At 71.8% G+C, this 16735-nt stretch carries 13 protein-coding genes; 6 read left to right on the top strand and 7 right to left on the bottom strand.

Features of this window, described 5'->3' with window-relative positions; translation table 11 throughout:
- Window positions 1-2: 2 nt before the first annotated feature.
- The 3 genes from ACTMTB_RS08165 (at window position 3) to ACTMTB_RS08155 (ending at window position 1835) form a co-directional block, all read left to right on the top strand.
- The gene (locus ACTMTB_RS08165) at window positions 3-638 is read left to right on the top strand and encodes a phosphoribosyltransferase (RefSeq protein ID WP_154941091.1); all 636 of its coding nucleotides are present in this window, start codon (window positions 3-5) and stop codon (window positions 636-638) included.
- Between the two features lie 29 nt (window positions 639-667).
- A complete protein-coding gene (locus ACTMTB_RS08160) occupies window positions 668-1075 on the top strand; it encodes a zf-TFIIB domain-containing protein (RefSeq protein ID WP_441143740.1) in 408 nt (135 codons plus the stop codon).
- A gap of 76 nt (window positions 1076-1151) precedes the next feature.
- Complete coding sequence (locus tag ACTMTB_RS08155; protein ID WP_441143738.1) at window positions 1152-1835, top strand: maleylpyruvate isomerase N-terminal domain-containing protein; 684 nt, start codon at window positions 1152-1154, stop codon at window positions 1833-1835.
- Between the two features lie 107 nt (window positions 1836-1942).
- Here the strand turns inward: ACTMTB_RS08155 and dnaB are convergent, their stop codons facing one another.
- Window positions 1943-4762, bottom strand: coding sequence for a replicative DNA helicase (dnaB, locus tag ACTMTB_RS08150; protein ID WP_441143736.1), 2820 nt, complete (start codon window positions 4760-4762; stop codon window positions 1943-1945).
- Window positions 4763-5157: 395 nt separating this feature from the next.
- Here dnaB and ACTMTB_RS08145 point away from each other — a divergent pair, with 395 nt between their 5' ends.
- Complete coding sequence (locus ACTMTB_RS08145; RefSeq protein WP_441143734.1) at window positions 5158-6696, top strand: hypothetical protein; 1539 nt, start codon at window positions 5158-5160, stop codon at window positions 6694-6696.
- A gap of 74 nt (window positions 6697-6770) precedes the next feature.
- Here the strand turns inward: ACTMTB_RS08145 and rplI are convergent, their stop codons facing one another.
- The 4 genes from rplI to rpsF form a co-directional block, all read right to left on the bottom strand.
- Window positions 6771-7217, bottom strand: coding sequence for a 50S ribosomal protein L9 (rplI, locus tag ACTMTB_RS08140; protein WP_179802406.1), 447 nt, complete (start codon window positions 7215-7217; stop codon window positions 6771-6773).
- 14 nt (window positions 7218-7231) lie between these two features.
- The gene (gene rpsR / locus ACTMTB_RS08135; protein ID WP_007073789.1) at window positions 7232-7471 is read right to left on the bottom strand and encodes a 30S ribosomal protein S18; all 240 of its coding nucleotides are present in this window, start codon (window positions 7469-7471) and stop codon (window positions 7232-7234) included.
- A 41-nt stretch (window positions 7472-7512) separates the two neighbouring features.
- Window positions 7513-8046: a single-stranded DNA-binding protein gene (locus tag ACTMTB_RS08130; protein WP_441143727.1), complete on the bottom strand. Its 534-nt coding sequence runs from the start codon at window positions 8044-8046 to the stop codon at window positions 7513-7515.
- A gap of 80 nt (window positions 8047-8126) precedes the next feature.
- On the bottom strand, window positions 8127-8417 hold the full coding sequence (gene rpsF, locus ACTMTB_RS08125) for a 30S ribosomal protein S6 (RefSeq protein ID WP_210773971.1): 291 nt from the start codon (window positions 8415-8417) through the stop codon (window positions 8127-8129).
- A 640-nt stretch (window positions 8418-9057) separates the two neighbouring features.
- On the opposite strand from rpsF, the gene ACTMTB_RS08120 reads away from it, so the two are divergent.
- Window positions 9058-9840, top strand: a complete 783-nt coding sequence (locus tag ACTMTB_RS08120; RefSeq protein WP_441143725.1) for a deoxyribonuclease IV — start codon at window positions 9058-9060, stop codon at window positions 9838-9840.
- A 5-nt stretch (window positions 9841-9845) separates the two neighbouring features.
- Window positions 9846-12143: a hypothetical protein gene (locus ACTMTB_RS08115; RefSeq protein WP_441143723.1), complete on the top strand. Its 2298-nt coding sequence runs from the start codon at window positions 9846-9848 to the stop codon at window positions 12141-12143.
- A gap of 125 nt (window positions 12144-12268) precedes the next feature.
- Here the strand turns inward: ACTMTB_RS08115 and ACTMTB_RS08110 are convergent, their stop codons facing one another.
- Together ACTMTB_RS08110 and ACTMTB_RS08105 are read right to left on the bottom strand one after the other, a co-directional pair.
- Window positions 12269-13777 (bottom strand): glycosyltransferase family 87 protein, encoded by a 1509-nt coding sequence (locus ACTMTB_RS08110; RefSeq protein ID WP_441143721.1) that lies wholly within the window; start codon window positions 13775-13777, stop codon window positions 12269-12271.
- Window positions 13778-13921: 144 nt separating this feature from the next.
- Window positions 13922-16693 (bottom strand): transglycosylase domain-containing protein, encoded by a 2772-nt coding sequence (locus ACTMTB_RS08105; RefSeq protein WP_441143719.1) that lies wholly within the window; start codon window positions 16691-16693, stop codon window positions 13922-13924.
- Between the last annotated feature and the right edge of the window lie 42 nt (window positions 16694-16735).

The following is a 16735-nucleotide window of genomic DNA, read 5'->3' as shown; positions in this document are numbered from 1 at the left end:
ACATGAGCAGCACCTACCGCGATCGTGAGGATGCCGGCCGACAGCTCGCCGAACGGCTGACCGGCCTGGTCGGAGAACCCGACGTCATCGTGCTGGGGCTGGTCCGGGGCGGTGTGCCGGTGGCCCGGGTGATCGCCGACCGGCTCGGCGCGCCCCTGGACGTCCTGGTGGTCCGCAAGCTCGGCATGCCCTGGGCGCCCGAGGTCGCCTTCGGCGCACTCGGCCCCGGCGGGGTCCGGGTGCTCAACGACGTGGTCGCCGCCCGGCTCGGCCCCGACGACGTCGCCGACGTGCAGCGCCGGGAACAGGCCGAACTGGAACGCCGGGAGGCCCGGTACCGAGCCGGCCGGCCACCGCTGGACCTCACCGGCCGGACCGCCGTGATCGTCGACGACGGGCTGGCCACCGGCGCGACGGCCCGGGCCGCCGTCCAGGTCGCCCGCCATCTCGGCGCCCGCCGGGTCGTCGTCGCGGTGCCGGTCGGCTCCCAGGAGGCGTACGAGATGCTGGCCGCCGAGGCCGACCAGGTGATCTGCGCCCAGCGCCCGCCGGAGTTCGGCGCGGTCGGCGCCTACTACGAGGACTTCCACGAGGTCTCCGACGACGAGGTCAACGAGGCGCTGATCGCCACCGCCTGAACCTCGCGCCGACGGGGTACGGTCGAGCGATGCAGCTCACCTGTCCCAAGTGTCACGGAGACATGCGCCAGTACGAGCGCAGCGGAGTCGTCATCGACCAGTGCACCGAGTGCCGGGGGATCTTCCTCGACCGCGGTGAACTCGAGAAGCTGTTCGAGGCCGAGGCGAACTGGAACCAGCAGCACGCCGCCCCGGCACCCGGGCAGCCCGCGGGCCACGGCCCGGCTCAGCCCGGCCACGTCGCCGGCGGGTACGCCCCGCCTCCGCCGCCGCCCCCGCACCAGCCGGGCTACCCGGCCGCGCCGCCGCCGCACGCGCCGGCCTACCCGCCGCAGCCGGCGTACGGCCACAGCGGGCACCAGCAGCAGCACCACGGCTACCACGGGCACTACAAGCGCAAGAAGCACAAGAGCTTCCTCGACGAGATGTTCGGCTGACCGGCACCGGGGCCGGGGCACCCGCCCCGGCCCTTCCGCCCTGCCGATCCGGGTGGCCCGTGGCAGGCTCCCCCTCATGACGTCGATCGCGCAGCACGAGGCGCTCGCTCAGGCGTACGAGGGGATCACCGCCGTGGTCGCCGGGCGGGACGACGCCGACCTGCAACGACCCACCCGCTGCCGGGGCTGGCTCGTCGCCGACCTGCTCTTCCACCTGCTCTGCGACGCCCAGCGCGCCCTGGTCGCCCTGGCCAGCCCCGCCGACGGGCCGCCCGACGTGGACGACGTCAGCTACTGGCGTTCCTTCCCGCCCGGCGGGGACGGCGACGCCGCCGCCCGGCACGCCTGGTGGGCCCGCCGCTCCGCCGCCGCCTTCGACCGCCCCAGCGGGGTGGTCCGGCTCTGGTCCGACACCGCCCCCGCCGCCGTGCGCGCCGCCACCGCCGCCGACCCGGCCGGCTGCGTCAGCACCCAGGGGCACGTGCTGCGCGTACCCGACTTCCTGGCCACGCTGACCACCGAGGCCGTCATCCACCACCTGGACCTGGTGCTCGACCTGCCCGACGCGCCGCCGCCCGGGCCGCTCGCCTGCCGCGTCGCGGTGACCACGGTGGACGGGCTGCTCAGCGACGACGCGGTCCGCCCGAGCGACTGGGACGACGCCGCGTACCTGCTCAAGGCCGCCGGCCGCGAGCCGCTCACGAACCGGGACCGCGCAGAGCTGGGCGAGGCCGCCGGGTGGTTCCCGCTGCTCGGCTGAACCGCCGCCAGCCCGGTATCGGCGCGGGCGTTGTCACCGGGCCGCTCGCCCGCTCGCGGGCAGGAACTCGACGGGCTGCTGGCCGGACGGTCGTCGTCGGGCGACGCTCAGACGATCGCCATGTCGACGAAGCGGGAGAGGTGCAGCTGGGCGGCGACGGTGATGCTGTCGGTAGGCCCATTTCGGTGCTTGGCGACGATAAAGTCCGCCTCGCCGGCGCGGGGCGACTCCTTGTCGTAGTAGTCGTCGCGGTGCAGCAGGATGACAACGTCCGCATCTTGCTCAATTGACCCAGATTCGCGCAAATCAGACAATTGGGGTCGTTTGTCGGTCCGCTGCTCGGGGCCACGGTTTAGCTGGCTCACCGCGATCACCGGGCACTCGACCTCCTTGGCCAACAGCTTCAGGCCACGGGAGAGGTCCGCGACCTCCTGCTGGCGGCTCTCGGTCCGCTTCGGTGAGGTCATCAGCTGGAGATAGTCGACCACGATCATCTTGAGGTCGTGCTTCTGCTTGAGCCGGCGCGCCTTCGCCCGGATCTCCATCAGGTTCATGCTCGGCGTGTCGTCGACGAAGAGCGGTGCCTCGCTGATCTCGCCCATGCAGCGGGCCAGCTTGGTCCAGTCGTCGTCGGAAAGTTGGCCGCTGCGGAGCACGTGCAGCGGAACCCGAGCCTCGGCCGAGAGCAGTCGCATGACGATCTCGACCTTGCTCATTTCCAGCGAGAAGATCGCCGCCGCCTGGTTGGCGCGGATGGCCGCGTTTCGGGCGAAGTCCATGCTGGCGGTGCTGTTGTGCGTCGGGATCATCGCCCTGCCCGCCAGGTACAGATGCTCCGGGTTGTCCACCGTCACGCAGCGGACCGGCACGCTGGGCACCGGCCGCACGTCCACGATGTAACGGGAGGTGGTCCGGACGTCGGACGCTGTCCGGCGCCGTGCGGCGTGGGCGGACCGCTTCCGCTCCAACCGGAAGACCGTGTCGGGCGTGGAGAAGTTCAGCGTGTACCCGATGAACGACGCGGCGCTGCGGCCGCGTACCGGTTTCTCGTTGACCGTGCAGCGGTATCCGAGGCTCACGATCAGCTCGCGGACGCCCTCCGCCAGCCGCTTCGACGTCGAGGTGTACTGCAGGTTGCCGTTGGGGGCGACCGTCCCGTCGGTGTCCATCAGGCCGGCGAGCAGGGCGCGTCGCTGGGCCTCCGACGCCCGCAGGTATTCCTGCGGGATGTGCTTCTCCGGCGACACCCCGAGAGCCCGGAGCAGCGCGCGGAACGATCCGTGCCGGCCGTGGCACTCGGCGCACCGCCGCGTCGACGGATTCTCCCGCAGCGCCCGGGTGGACGAGCCGCAGTCGACGCAACGCCGGTCGGCCGGAGCGGGCACCTCGGGGAGCACGATGGTGTAGACCAGCGGGCCGCTCGGGCGCACCGCGAAGCCGTCCCGCACGACGTGCTCGACCATTTCGGGATCGGCGGTGGTGAAGCGGCTCGCGTCGGAGTGCCCGTCCCCCAGCCAGACCCCGAGCGTGTACGGCGGGATCGGCAGCTCCCGCTCCGGCAGTTGCAACGGAGCGGCGTTCTCGACGGCATGGTTGAGCCGGCCGTCCCCGCCGGTACGCAACGTCGCCGCGATCTCGGCGGTGGTGACGACACCGTCGTGCCGGACCCGGGCACCGGCGTTGACTGGGCGTTCGGCGCGCTCCCGCAGCCTGGTCAAAAGCGGGCCGGCCGGGTAGCCCGGAGCCGTCCAGTTCCGTGTGTCGCCCGCCCGGGTGACCGGTCGGCTGACCCGGCCGTTGACGCCGACCTCACGCGCGACGGTGTGCAGCACGTTCTTGAACTCGGGGCCGACGAGTTCGAGGGTCTGCGCGAGGGTGACCAGTCGCCGAGGCTCGGCACCGGCGGCCACCTCCACCGCATGGACCTTCGCCAGGGACGACTGCGGCCAGTGCGACCGGAGTCGCGGCTCGGGCTGACGGCGGCTGGCCCGGGTGGTGGTCTTCCACAGGTGCTCGGCGTCGGCCACGATGACGCTGCCGTCGGAGAACTCGACCTCGTAGCAGGGACGGTCGTACCGGACGTCGAAGGCGGCGGTGATCGTGGTCGGCCGCCCGTCGGCGGCGATCAGCTGGTCGCCGACCTGGACCTCGCCCATGGTGGTCCAGCCGTCCGGGGTCGGCAGCGGGGTGTCCAGAGCGAGCGCCTTGCCCAGACCGGGCCGGCCGGCCACGATGATGAGCTGCCCCGGGTGCAGGCCGTTGAGCAGCCGGTCCAGGTCGGTGAAGCCGGTCGGCACGCCGGTCATCACCCCGCCCTGCGCCCCGACCGCCTCGATCTCGTCGAGCGTCGGCTGGAGCATGTCGGCCAGCACCGCGAAGTCCTCGCTGACCCGGCGCTCGGTGATCTCGTAGACCGCCTGCTGCGCGAGGTCGACCACGTCGTCGACGTCTCGGCTACCGCCAGCAGCGGTGCCGTAGCCGAGCTGCACGATCCGCGTGCCGGCCTCGACCAGCCGACGAAGCACCGCGCGCTCGCCGACGATCCGGGCGTAGTACGCGGCGTTCGCTGCTGTCGGCACTGCGGCCATGCAGGTGTGCAGATAGGGGGCGCCGCCGATCCGGGCGAGATCGCCGGAGTCGGCCAGGGCGGCAGCGACGGTGATCCCGTCGGCCGGCTCACCCCGGCCGTAAATGTCCAGGATGGCGTCGAAGATGGTGGCGTGCACCGGCCGGTAGAAGTCGCTCGACTTTAGGATCTCCACGACGTCGGCGATGGCGTCCTTGGAGAGCAGCATGCCGCCGATGACGCACTGCTCCGCGGCGACGTCCTGGGGTGGGGTCTTGTCGAACTGCCCGTCGCGCTGCGCCGGTGCGGACGCCTGCCCGCCGGCTCGGGGCTCCGCCCGCATGTCGTCGGTGACCGACACGGATCCCCCTCCACTGCGTCGGGTCGATACCAGCTCTACCGGCCGGGTGCGACAACTTCCGATCGACCCGGCCGGTCGATCGGGGGCGATCGCGCGACCGGTCGGTGCCCCACGATACGGAACCCGAGGTCAGACCCCAACCAGGCCGGTGGACGAGCCTCGGGACAACCTGTGGATGGAGTGGACGAGCGTGTGCGCAGCGTGTGCACAGGTTGTGGAAAACCGGTGGGGAATTCTGGGCCGATCGGCGCTGACCTGCGGAAACATCATCCCCACCCTGTGGACGGGTATTTTCCGGTAAGGCTTTGGGTTCGGATTTCCCGTACTATCTGCTGGGAACGGCTACACCTGGACAGCGGATTGCGCTTTCGGTTGAGAAGGGTCACGCTCCGGCCGTGAGTTACCGGGACTGGGAGCGCGGGGAGGGCAGCCCGCGCGAGCGTCAGCCGGTCGCCCCGTGGGACGACTTCGGCGAGGCTGTCCCGGCCGATCCCTACCGGTACGCGGCCGAGGGCTACCGCACCCCCAGCCGACGGCGGGCCGTCGAGCGCGGCCAGCAGGAGCCGGTCGACGCCTACCTGCCGCGCTGGGCCGTGGAGTCGGGCATCGCGCACGCCGACGGCCGGGGCCGGCACGCCGCGCCGGACGACGACGAGTACGACGACCGCCCGATCTCCGGGGGCGGGCGGCGCAGCGAGCGCAGCTGGGGCGAGCCCCGGGCGATCGGCGCCGCGGCGGAGTCCGACCACACCCGGGAGTGGACCTTCGACCGTCCGCAGGAGCAGGGGTACGTCGGCAGCCGGCGCGCCGACTCCATGGAGGACGAGCCGGTCTCCGGTGCCGCGCCGACGCCCCGTCCGCGCCGGTCGGCCTCGCGCCGTCCCCAGGTGATCTGGTCGGGTGTCGAGGAGTCCGACGAGGAGCCGGCCGCGCGGGAGGTGGAGTGGCCGACCCGGCGCAGCCGGCGTGCCTCGGCCGACGCCTGGTCCCGCCCGGCGGTCGACCCGTGGAGCCGTACCGAGCCGGCGGCGGAGCCGGAACCGGAGTACCGGCCGGCGGTGGACCCGTGGGACGCCTCCGGGGTGCACGCCTGGCAGCGCTCGGGCCCCGAGGACCGCTGGGAGGCCGCCGGTGGGGCCACCCGGTGGGATCAGGGTGACAGCACCGGCCAGTGGGACCGGTTCACCGACACCGGCCAGTGGGACCGTGGCGACCTGGCCCGGCGGGACCGGTACGCGGAGTCGAGCCGGTGGGAGGACCGCACCGACGTCAGCCGCTGGGACCGTACCGAGCCGCCGCGGTCGGCGGAGCCGGTGACCGGTGAGGGTTGGTCGTGGCCGGAGCAGCCGGACGGGTTCTGGTCGGGCACGCGGCTGGCCGGGGACGATCCGCGGTGGATGGATCCACCGTCGTCGGCGCCCCGGTCGCCGGCGGTCGCCTACACCGCACCTAGGCCGCGCCCGTCTCCCCGTCGTCGCCTGGCGCCGGCCGCGCCGGCCGCCGCGCCGTCGTGGCGTGACCGGATCGATTCGGTCGGCGGCGGGGTGTGGAACCGCCGACTGGAGGACGACCTGCTGGACCCGGATCCGGGTGGTCCGCTGCGTCCGCTGCTCTACACCGCCGCCTGCTATCTGGTGCCGGCGGCGCTGGTCTTCGGGTGGCTGCTGACCCTGGACGGCCAGGCGCCGGCGGGGTGCGTGACGGACATCAGCGGCGGCGGCTGCGATTCGCCGCGGGCGCACGCTTTCGCGTCGCTGGTGGCCGGGGCGCCGCGCTTCGGGCTGGCGCTGGTGAGCAGCCTCGTCGTCGCGGGGCTGCTGCGCCGGGTGGGCACGACCTGGCGGTCGGCGACGGTGGCGCTGGCCGCAGCGGTGGTCGGTGGGGGCCTGTCGACCGTCATGATCAGCGCGGTGACCGGTCAGCCGATCGGCTGAGCCCGCCGTTTCGAGGACATGCGAAAGGGCCCGCACCGGAGTCCGGTGTGGGCCCTTTCGTCGTGCGGTGGGTGTCAGCCCTGAACGACGTTGAGGTCGAACTTGGCGGTCACCTCGGGGTGCAGCTTGATCCGCACCGGGTAGGAGCCGGTCGACTTGATGTGACCGGGCAGCTCCAGCCGACGACGGTCGAGGGTCGGGCCGCCGGCCGCCTTGACGGCGTCGACGATCTCGGCCGGGGTGACCGAGCCGAAGAGCCGACCGCCGTCACCGGCGCGGGCCTTCAGGTTGACCTTCAGACCCTCGAGCTGGTCCTTGACCTCGTTGGCGTGGCCGAGGTCGCGGATCTCGCGAGCCGAGCGGGCCCGCTTGATGACCGTGACCTGCTTCTCCGCACCCTTGGTCCAGCTGATCGCGAAGCCCTGCGGCAGCAGGTAGTTACGGCCGTAGCCGTTCTTGACCTCGACGATGTCGCCGGGGGCACCGAGACCGGAAACTTCCTGGGTCAGGATGATCTTCATGTCGGTGCCTCCTCTCAGCGGGCCGTGGCGGTGTACGGCAGGAGCGCCATCTCACGGGCGTTCTTGACCGCACGGGCGATCTGCCGCTGCTGCTGCGAGGTCACGCCGGTCACCCGCCGAGCGCGGATCTTGCCGCGGTCGGAGATGAACTTCCGCAGCAGCGCGGTGTCCTTGTAGTCGATGTAGGTGATCCCGTCCTTGTCGAGCGGGTTCACCTTCTTCTTCGGCTTGCGAAGTGCCGCAGCCTTGGCCATTGCTCGTGCTCCTGGTTTGCGATCGCGGGCGCTCGGCGCCATTAGAACGGGGGCTCCTCGTCGAAGTTGCCGCCCGAACCGGAGCGCGACGGAGACGGCGCGGCCGAAGCCCAGGGGTCGTCGAAGTTGCCTCCGCCGCCACCCTGGCCACCACCGCCACCAGAACCGAAGCCACCGCCGCCGCCACCCGAGCGCGACATCTTCTGCACCTTCGCCGTGGCGTAGCGCAGCGACGGGCCGATCTCGTCGACCTCGAGCTCGATGACGGTGCGCTTCTCACCCTCGCGGGTCTCGTACGACCGCTGACGCAGCCGACCCGAGACGATCACGCGGGCGCCCCGCTGGAGCGACTCGGCGACGTGCTCCGCCGCCTGCCGCCACACGGTGCAGGCCAGGAAGAGCGGCTCGCCGTCCTTCCACTCGCCGGAGGCCTTGTCCATGAACCGGGGCGTCGAAGCGACCCGGAACTTGGCGACCGCCGCACCGGACGGGGTGAACCGCAACTCGGGGTCATCGGTCAGGTTGCCGATGACCGTGATGGTGGTGTCTCCTGCCATGACCATCTCCTCGCGCACTCATCTGCTCTGCCGTACAGGCTCTCAGAGCCCTCTGACAGCGCCGATGAGGCTGATCCGGGCGAACCGGGATTGAATGCTTAGCGCATCTCCGGCCGGATGACCTTGGTGCGCAGCACGGACTCGTTGAGCCGCAGCTGACGGTCCAGCTCAGCCACCGCCTCAGGCGTCGCCTGGAGGTCGATGACGGCGTAGATGCCCTCGGGCTTCTTGTTGATCTCGTACGCGAGGCGCCGGCGGCCCCACACGTCGGTCTTCTCCACCGAGCCACCCGCGGTCCGGATCACGTTCAGGTACGTGTCGAGCGACGGGGCGACGGTGCGCTCCTCGAGGCTGGGGTCGAGGATCACCATGACTTCGTAATGACGCAAGACGTGCTCACCTCCTGTGGGCTATGCGGCCACGGTCCTTCCGTGGCAGGAGGTCGTGCGTCGCTGCCGCTTCCGGGATCGGGGGAACCCGGCCGGACGCGGACAACCGGACCAGGATACCCGGTCGGGACGATCATGCCCGGGCAGGTCGGACCCGGCGGCCGGGCGTGGCGACAGGGGCCCGCCCCGACGCCCGAAGGCCGGTGGCGGACCCCTGTCCACATGGACCGCGGGGCGTCCCGTCCGCATTCCTTGGGTGGGACCTGGGGAGGAACGACCACACCGATGAGGTTGGATCGAGGACGCCCCGCGGAGCTCTTTCCTGTTGTTATCCGACGGTACAACGGCTCTCGTCACTAGTTGGTGGAAATGCAACTATTAGTCCGAGATTCCTGTCGGTGGTCGGTGGACCGGGTCGGGCGGGTCCCGCCCCCGGCGTGCCGGGCCGCACGACGGGGGTGACCCCGCACCGGGATCGACCGCGGTGCGCCTGGCCCTACGGGCCGGAAGAGCCCGGCATCGATCCCACCCGGGTAAACGAACGCCCGCCCCGACGGTGACGCGAACGGGCGGCATCCGGTGCCCCGACTCCCCGCCTCCGTCACCCCGGGCGTCGGGGATGCGACGTAGGCTCGCCTGCATGCGTATCGGAGCCCACGTCGACCAGGCCGACCCGTTGGCGGAGGCGGCCGCCCGTTCCGCCGAGGCGGTGCAGTTCTTCCTCTCCGACCCGCAGGGTTGGAAGGCCCCGAAACCCCGCGAGGACGCAGCCCGGCTGCGCGCCGCCGAGGTGGACCTCTACGTCCACGCCCCGTACGTGATCAACGTGGCCACCCTGAACAACCGGATCCGGATTCCCAGCCGCAAGCTGCTGCTCGGGCACGCGGCCGCGGCGGCGGAGATCGGCGCCAAGGGGCTGATCGTGCACGGCGGGCACGTCAACGCCGGCGACGACCTCGCCGTCGGCTTCGACAACTGGCGCAAGACCTTCGCGTACGCGGCGGACTCCGGTGGCTTCCCGGTGCCGGTGCTGATCGAGAACACCGCCGGCGGCGACAACGCCTGCGCCCGACGGCTCGACGCGCTGGCCCGGCTCTGGGACGCCATCGGCGACCACGAGGTCGGCTTCTGCCTGGACACCTGCCACGCGTACGCGGGCGGCGAGGAACTGCTCGACCTGGTCGACCGGGTCAAGGCGATCACCGGCCGGATCGACCTGGTCCACGCCAACAACTCCAAGGGCGGCTTCAACTCCGGGCAGGACCGACACGACAACCTCGACGGCGGCACCATCGACCCGGACCTGGTGGTCGCGGTGATCCGCGCCGCCGGCGCGCCGGTGATCGTGGAGACGCCCGGCGGGGCCGCGGGTCAGGGCGCGGACATCGCCTTCCTGCGGGACAAGCTCGGCACGGGGGCCTGACCCGGATGACCACGAACGCGACCGGCGGCGCCCAGCCGACCGGGCAGACCGACCGGCCCGACGAGCAGGGCAGCACGCCCCCGGGCGCCACTGGTGAAGGCGGCGCCACCGACGCGACGGCCACCACGAAGACCCCGGGTACGGGCGACGCCACCGACGCGAAGTCCACGACCACGGACACCGCGAAGAACTCGGGAACGGGCGACGCCACCGACGCGGAGTCGACAACCACGGACGCGAAAACCTCAGGGACGGGCGGCCCCGCCCACGCGGAACGCACGACCACGGACACCGCGAAGACCATCACCGGCGACACCGACAAGGACGACCCCACCGACGGGAAGCCCGCGACCACGGACACCGCCAAGGCCACCACCGACAACGGCGGAAAAGACGGCGCCACCGACGCCAAGGCCGCGACCACGGACACCGCGAAGGCCACCACCGGCGACGCCGGGAAGAGCGACGCCACCGACGCCAAGGCGGGGAGCGACGGCGACGAGCAGAAGGACGGCGAGGGAGAGCCGCGGGACCGCTGGTCGGCGTTCGCTCCGGCGCCCGACCCGGTGCCGGGGCGTTCCCGCCGCGCGGCACGCACTGTCGGTCGGCTCCTGGTCCACGAGTGGACGCTGGCCACCCTGGCCGCGCTGGCCCTCGCCGTCGGCATGACCTGGCCGACGCTGCGCTACCCGCTCTACACGCTGCCGCAGGACTACTGGGACCCGAGCCTGCAGGCCTGGCAGATGGCCTGGTCGGGGCACGCCCTGCGGACCGAGCCGGCCCAGTTGTTCCACTCCAACACGTTCTTCCCGGAGCAGTGGAGCTTCGCCTTCTCCGACATGCTGCTCGGCTACGCCCCGGCCGGCATGATCGGCACCGGTCCCGAGGCGGCCGTGCTGCGCTACAACATCATGTTCGTGCTGGCCCACGCGCTGGCCACGCTCGGGGCGTACGCGCTGGCCCGGCAGCTGGGAGCGGGCCGCGCGGGGGCCGCGGTGGCCGGGGTCAGCTACACGTACGCCCCGTGGCTGCTCGCCCAGGCGGGGCACCTGCACATCGTCTCCAACGGCGGTATTCCGCTGGCGCTGGCCATGCTGGCCCGGGGTCACGGCTGGTCGCTACGGTACGGCTACCGCCCGGAACGGCGGCACGAGGGCTGGACGTACACCGGGTGGCTGGTGGCGGCCTGGCAGCTCAGCCTGGGCTTCGGGATCGGCCTGCCGTTCGCGTACGTCCTGGCCGGCATCGTGCTGGTCGCGGCCACGACCTGGTTCCTACGGCGCTGGGTCCTCCGGCCGGCGAAGCGTCCGTTCGGCACCCGACTGTTCGTCGCGGACCTGGTCGGCGGGCTGATCTTCGCCGGCGTGGGCGCGCTGCTGGCCATCCCCTACTTCAAGGTCGCGGAGCTGCACCCCAACGCGGCCCGCACGCTCGGCGACATCGGGATCTACTCGCCGCCGGCGCTGGGCTTCTTCACCGCTCCGGCGGAGTCCCGGGTCTGGGGCGAGCTGCACGAGGCGGCGCGCGCGACGCTGCCCTGGCACCCCGAGATGACGCTGCTGCCCGGCTTCGTGCTCTACGCGCTGGCCGCGGGGGGCCTGTTCTTCTCGGTCTGGAAGCTGCGGCAGCGGCTGCTGCTGCTCGCCGGGGTGCTGGTCACCATGGTGCTGGCCATGGGCACGCGGTTCTTCGACGGCACCTTCACCTACGGCCTGCTCTTCGAGCACCTCCCGGGCTGGAACGGGCTGCGCACCCCGGGGCGGATGATGCTCTGGACGACGCTGCTGCTCGGCCTGCTCGCGGCCGGCGCGGTGAGCGCCTTCGCCGACCGGGTCGGCGAGATCGCCGCGGAGCGTGCCCCGTACCGGCCGTCGCCGTGGCTGCGGGTGGCCGCGGTGGTACCGGTGCTGCTGGTCCTGCTGGAGGGGTTGAACGTCACTCCGCACCCGGTGGTCCCGGAGCAGCCGGTGGCGATGCGGACCGTGGACGGCCCGATGCTGGTGCTGCCGAGCAGCCAGAACCTCGACCAGCCGGTGATGCTCTGGTCCACCAGCACCTTCCCGGACCTGGTCAACGGGGGCAGTGGCTTCACTCCCACCCAGCTCGACGACGTGCGCCGGGTGACGCTGGCCTTCCCCGACCAGACGAGCGTCGACTACCTGCGCACGCTCGGCGTCCGAAACGTGGTGCTGCTGCGCGACCAGATCGTCGGCACCCCGTGGGAGGTCACCGTCAACGCGCCGGTCGACCAGCTCGGCATCACCCGCGAGGAGGTCGGCGACGCCGTGGTGTTCCGTCTCTGAGCGCGGCTCGGGTGGGGTTTTGCGGGGGAGCCCGACCGGCTCCGGGCGGTCAGGCTTGATCCCTGCGCCGGTCGGGCTCCCCCGCAAAACCTGACTAACCGAGGCCGTCCTGGACTTGCGCGTCGTCAGGTGGGGACGGTGGTCGAAGAAGGCTGCGGAGATCGGGCGGCGGTGTGGCGGTCGGCCAGCCAGGGGGCGTCGGGGGCGCCGTCGAGGAGGCCGCCGTCCGGATCGTCGGCGTAGGTGCGCCGCACCGCGTCGCGTTCGGGGTGCAGGATGTCCCGGATCACCAGCACGCAGAGCAGCACGACCGTGCCCAGCCGGAGCGTCGAGGCCAGCACGAACACGCCCTCGGGGAAGACCGGCCGGCTGGTCGCCGCGCCGAGCAGCTCGCCGTAGAAGGCGGCGAAGTAGCAGACCTCGGCGAGCTGCCAGGCGAGGAAGGCACCCCAGCGGGGGCGGGCCAGCACCGCCAGCGGCAGCAGCCAGAGCACGAACTGCTGCGACCAGACCTTGCTGAAGATCAGGAACGCGGCGACCACCAGGAAGGCGAGCTGGGCCAGTCGGGGCCGGCGGGGGGCCAGCAGCGCCAGCGCGGCCACGCCCAGGCAGGCCAGGATGAACAGGGCGTACGACAGGGTGTTGAGCGTCGGGATGTGGGTGTTCAACCACTGGAACGGCCCCTGGTCGCCGGCCACGCCGGTGTTCACCTTGCCGTCGAAGTACCGCCCGATGTACCAGAGCGTGCCCCAGTCGATGGGTCGGGTGCTGTTCAGCTCGAAGAAGCGGTTCCAGTTGTCGTGGTACGGGATCGCGGCCGGCAGGTTGACCACGACCAGCGCCGCCGCCGCGGTGCCGATGGCGGTCAGCGCGGCGCGCACCCGGGCGGCCCGCAGCGCGAGCAGCAGGATGGGCCAGAACAGGAACAGCGGCCACAGCTTGGCGGCGCCGCCGAGGCCGAGCAGCAGCCCGGCGAGCGCCGGTCGGCGCCGGGCCCACGCGGCCAGGCCGAAGGCGGCCAGCCCGATGGCGAGGAAGTCCCAGTTGACCGTGGCGGTGAGCAGCAGCGCCGGGGCCAGCGCGAAGAGCGCGGCGTCCCAGGGTCGTCGGCGGCGCAGGGCGAGGATCACCGCGACGGTGGCGACCGCCAGCGCGCCGAGCGTCAGCGCGTTGAGGTTGTAGAACCACTGGCCCTGGTTGAGCTGCGGGTCGTCGGCGCCCAGGCTGTGCACCGGCAGGCCGAGCGCGCCCATGAAGTAGCCGGTGAGCACCGGGTACTCGACCGGGTGGTCCCGGTAGGGGACCTTGCCCTCGTTGAGCCCCTCCGCGTAGTAGAGGGCGAGCACGTCGGTGTAGCAGAGCCGGGTGTACTGCACGTTGTTCTGCCAGGCGCCGTCCTGGCAGGGCGACTTCTGCACCCAGTGCAGCGCCAGGGTGAGGCAGGCCAACGCGAGGACGATCCGGGTGGCGGTCCAGAAGCGTCGTTCCCGACCGGCGGGCCGGTCCAGCGCGACCGCGTGGTCGCCGAGCGGGCCGCCGATCACCTCGGAGACGCCACGGACGAAACCGTCCGACCGGGACGGGTGGTCGCTGGTCCCGGAGTCGTCCAGGCCGGCCGTCGACTGGGTGCTCATGAAGAGGCATCCTGCCGTACACCCCGGGGCTTCGTCCTCCTCCCGTGGCGCGACGTTGAAGAAAATCGACGCGCGGCCGCGCCGCCGAACGGCGACGGCGGCCGGACCCTGAGGTCCGGCCGCCGTCGGCGGTGTCACGGGTGGTTACTCCCGGCGGGGTGACAGGGTCGGCAGGATGCCGCCACCGCCACCGCCGTCGTTGCCGTCGTTGTCGCCGTCGCCGTCGCCGTCCGGTCCGCGTGGATCGTTCGGGTTCTGGTTGCCGCCGCCGTTGGGGTTCTGCGGGCAGAACAGGCCGAGCGGACCGCAGTCCTGCGGCTGCTGCCCGGGTACGGGGGGCGGCGGCGGGGGCGGGGTGCCGTTGCCCGCTTCCTTGTCGCCGAAGTTCGCCGCCGGCGGGAAGTCCAGCTTCTCCTCGCCCTTGAGCGAGTCGTCCATCACCCGCTCCCAGATGTCACCGGGCATGAGGGAGCCGCTGATGTTGCGGCCGTCCTTCATCTTGATGGCTTCCCGCTTGCCCTTGTTGCCCACCCAGACGGCGGTGGCGAGCTGCGGGGTGTAGCCGACCATCCAGGCGTCACCGTTCTCGTCGGTGCCCTCCTTCAGCTCCCACGTACCGGTCTTGGCGGTCGCCTTCCGGCCACCGTCCAGCACGTGGTTGACCTTGGCCGGGTAGTCCTCCAGCACGTTGGTGACGTCGGCGACCACGTCGGGGTTGATCCGCTTCTGGGGCTTGAGCTGCTCGCCCCCGAGCTTCTCCCACTTGCCGGTGTCCTTGTTCTGCTTCTCGGCGGAGAGCAGGAAGTGGGCCTTGTTGTAGACGCCCTTGTTGGCGAAGGTGGCGATGCCGTTGGCGTGGTCGAGCACGGTGATCGGGTACTGACCGTAGGCGACCACGTGGTAGAAGGGGTCGGGCGCCAGCTCCTTGGCGTCCGCCTTGGTGAGGTCGTGACCCTTCGGCGGGCTGGTGTTGGTCTGCCACATCATGCTGACGCCGGCCCGCTTGGCCATGTCGACGATCTTGTCCGCCCCGATGTCGAGGCTGACGTGGTAGAAGGGCACGTTCAGCGACTTCAAGGTCGATTCCCGCAGGGTGCAGGAGTCACCGCAGCTGGGGTTGTCGGTGCCGGCGTTGCTGACCCGGAACTTCACGCCGTCGGGGGTGAAGGCCTTGCCCTTCCAGCGCGAGTCGATGGCCTTGCCCGCGTCGATCGCCGCGGCCAAGGTGTAGATCTTGAAGCTCGACCCCGGCGAGTGGCCACCGGTGACGTTGCCGTTCGCGTCGGTGTTCTTGCCGGCGTAGTCGGTGCCCGTGCCGTCGTCACCGCCGTAGTAGCCGAGCACCCGGCCGTTGCGCGGGTCGATCGACACCGCGGCCGCCATCAGGTTCTTCTTGGTGCCTTCCAGCTCCGAGCCCTTGGTGCTGCGCTGGGCCGCGCCGATGATCGCCCTCTGCACCTTCATGTCGATGGTGGTCCGGATCCGGTACCCGCCCTGCTTCAGCATGAGCGAGCAAAGCGGCTTGCGATCCGTCGCCTCGGCCTCGTTGTCGGTGCAGAGCTTCTTCTCCCGCATCTCCGGCACGAGGTAGTTGACGACGTTGCCGATCGGGTTGTTGACCCCGAACTTCTGGCCGGCCCTCGACTCCTTCGGCGTCTGGAGCGTCTTGCTGGGATACGCGGTGGGGCGCGGCGGGTGGTTCGGCGAGTCGACCCAGCCCTCGCTGACCATGTTGGCGATGACGTAGTCCCAGCGAGCCTTGGCGTCCGGCAGGTTGACGGCCGGGTCGTACCCCTTGTGGGTCGCGGTGGGCTCCGGCTGCTTGATCAGCGCCGCCAGCACCGCGGCCTCGGCCACGTCGACCCTCGACACGGACTTGCCGAAGTAGGCCTGCGCCGCCGCCTCGATGCCGTACGCGTTGCGGCCGAAGTAGATGGTGTTCAGGTAGTGCTCCATGATCTGTTCCTTGGTGAACTGATCATTGAGCTTGGAGGCGACGATCGCCTCCTTCACCTTCCGGGCGTACGAGTCGTCCTGGAGGTTCTCGTAGGCGTTGCGGGCGTACTGCTGGGTGATCGTCGACGCGCCCTGCTTGTCACCGCCGCTGAGGTTGTTCCAGGCGGCCCGGGCGATGCCCTTGTAGTCCACACCGGAGTGGCGGTAGAAGTTCTTGTCCTCGGCCGCCGCGACCGCGTCCCGCACGTGCGGCGGGATCTGGCCGATCGAGACGAAGGTGCGGTTCTGCTCGCCCACCTTGGCGATGGGGGTCTTGTTGTCGCTGGCGTAGATCGTGGTGGCCAGCGGCAGGTTGATCTGGTTGGGCAGCACCACGCTGGTCGAGTAGTAGGTGAACCCGATCACGCCGATGCCGGCCAGCATGATGAAGACCGCGAAGCCCGCGATCAGCATGTTGATCCGTCGGCGCTTCTTCGCCCGGGCCACCGCGTCCGGGTCGCTGGGCCCGCGTCCGCCGCCGCTGCCGCCGCGTCCCGGGCCGTGGGGACCACCCGGGCCGCCGGGGCCACCGCCGGAGACGGGCGCCACGCCCGCGCGGGCCACCGCCGCCCGACCGCCGACCGCCGCCGCTCCGACGCTGGCCCGCCCGGCGGAGCCCACGCCCACCGACGCGCGGCCGGCCGAGCCGGGCGCCGGGGAGACCGGGACGGACGCGCGTCCGGCGCCGGGTCGCCCGCCGGGCGCCGGGGAGACCGGCACGGAGGCCCGTCCCGCGCCCGCGCGGCCCACCGAGGCCCCGCCGGACGCTCCCGTCGCGCGGGGTGGCACCGACGCCGAGGCCCGACCGGCGGGCGCGCCGCCGAGCGAGGCCCGGCCGGCCGGAGCCACGCCGGGGTCACCGTTCGAGCCCGGTACCTGGGCCCGCGCACGCGGGGAACTGGGATCGCCGTACGAGTTCATTCCTCACACCCTGCCGGTCGCGGTGGGGCGCGGGGGCGCCAC

Source organism: Micromonospora sp. L32 (assembly GCF_052068055.1).
Lineage (GTDB): Bacteria > Actinomycetota > Actinomycetes > Mycobacteriales > Micromonosporaceae > Micromonospora > Micromonospora purpureochromogenes.
This window is presented reverse-complemented; position numbering and strand designations above follow the sequence as displayed.

Bases quoted from the DNA above. Each gene is read 5' to 3' on its own strand.
- ACTMTB_RS08165 (WP_154941091.1), top strand. From the start codon at position 3: ATGAGCAGCACCTACCGCGATCGTGAGGATGCCGGCCGACAGCTCGCC.
- ACTMTB_RS08160 (WP_441143740.1), top strand. From the start codon at position 668: ATGCAGCTCACCTGTCCCAAGTGTCACGGAGACATGCGCCAGTACGAG.
- ACTMTB_RS08155 (WP_441143738.1), top strand. From the start codon at position 1,152: ATGACGTCGATCGCGCAGCACGAGGCGCTCGCTCAGGCGTACGAGGGG.
- rplI (WP_179802406.1), bottom strand. From the start codon at position 7,217: ATGAAGATCATCCTGACCCAGGAAGTTTCCGGTCTCGGTGCCCCCGGC.
- rpsR (WP_007073789.1), bottom strand. From the start codon at position 7,471: ATGGCCAAGGCTGCGGCACTTCGCAAGCCGAAGAAGAAGGTGAACCCG.
- ACTMTB_RS08120 (WP_441143725.1), top strand. From the start codon at position 9,058: ATGCGTATCGGAGCCCACGTCGACCAGGCCGACCCGTTGGCGGAGGCG.
- ACTMTB_RS08115 (WP_441143723.1), top strand. From the start codon at position 9,846: ATGACCACGAACGCGACCGGCGGCGCCCAGCCGACCGGGCAGACCGAC.
- ACTMTB_RS08110 (WP_441143721.1), bottom strand. From the start codon at position 13,777: ATGAGCACCCAGTCGACGGCCGGCCTGGACGACTCCGGGACCAGCGAC.
- ACTMTB_RS08105 (WP_441143719.1), bottom strand. From the start codon at position 16,693: ATGAACTCGTACGGCGATCCCAGTTCCCCGCGTGCGCGGGCCCAGGTA.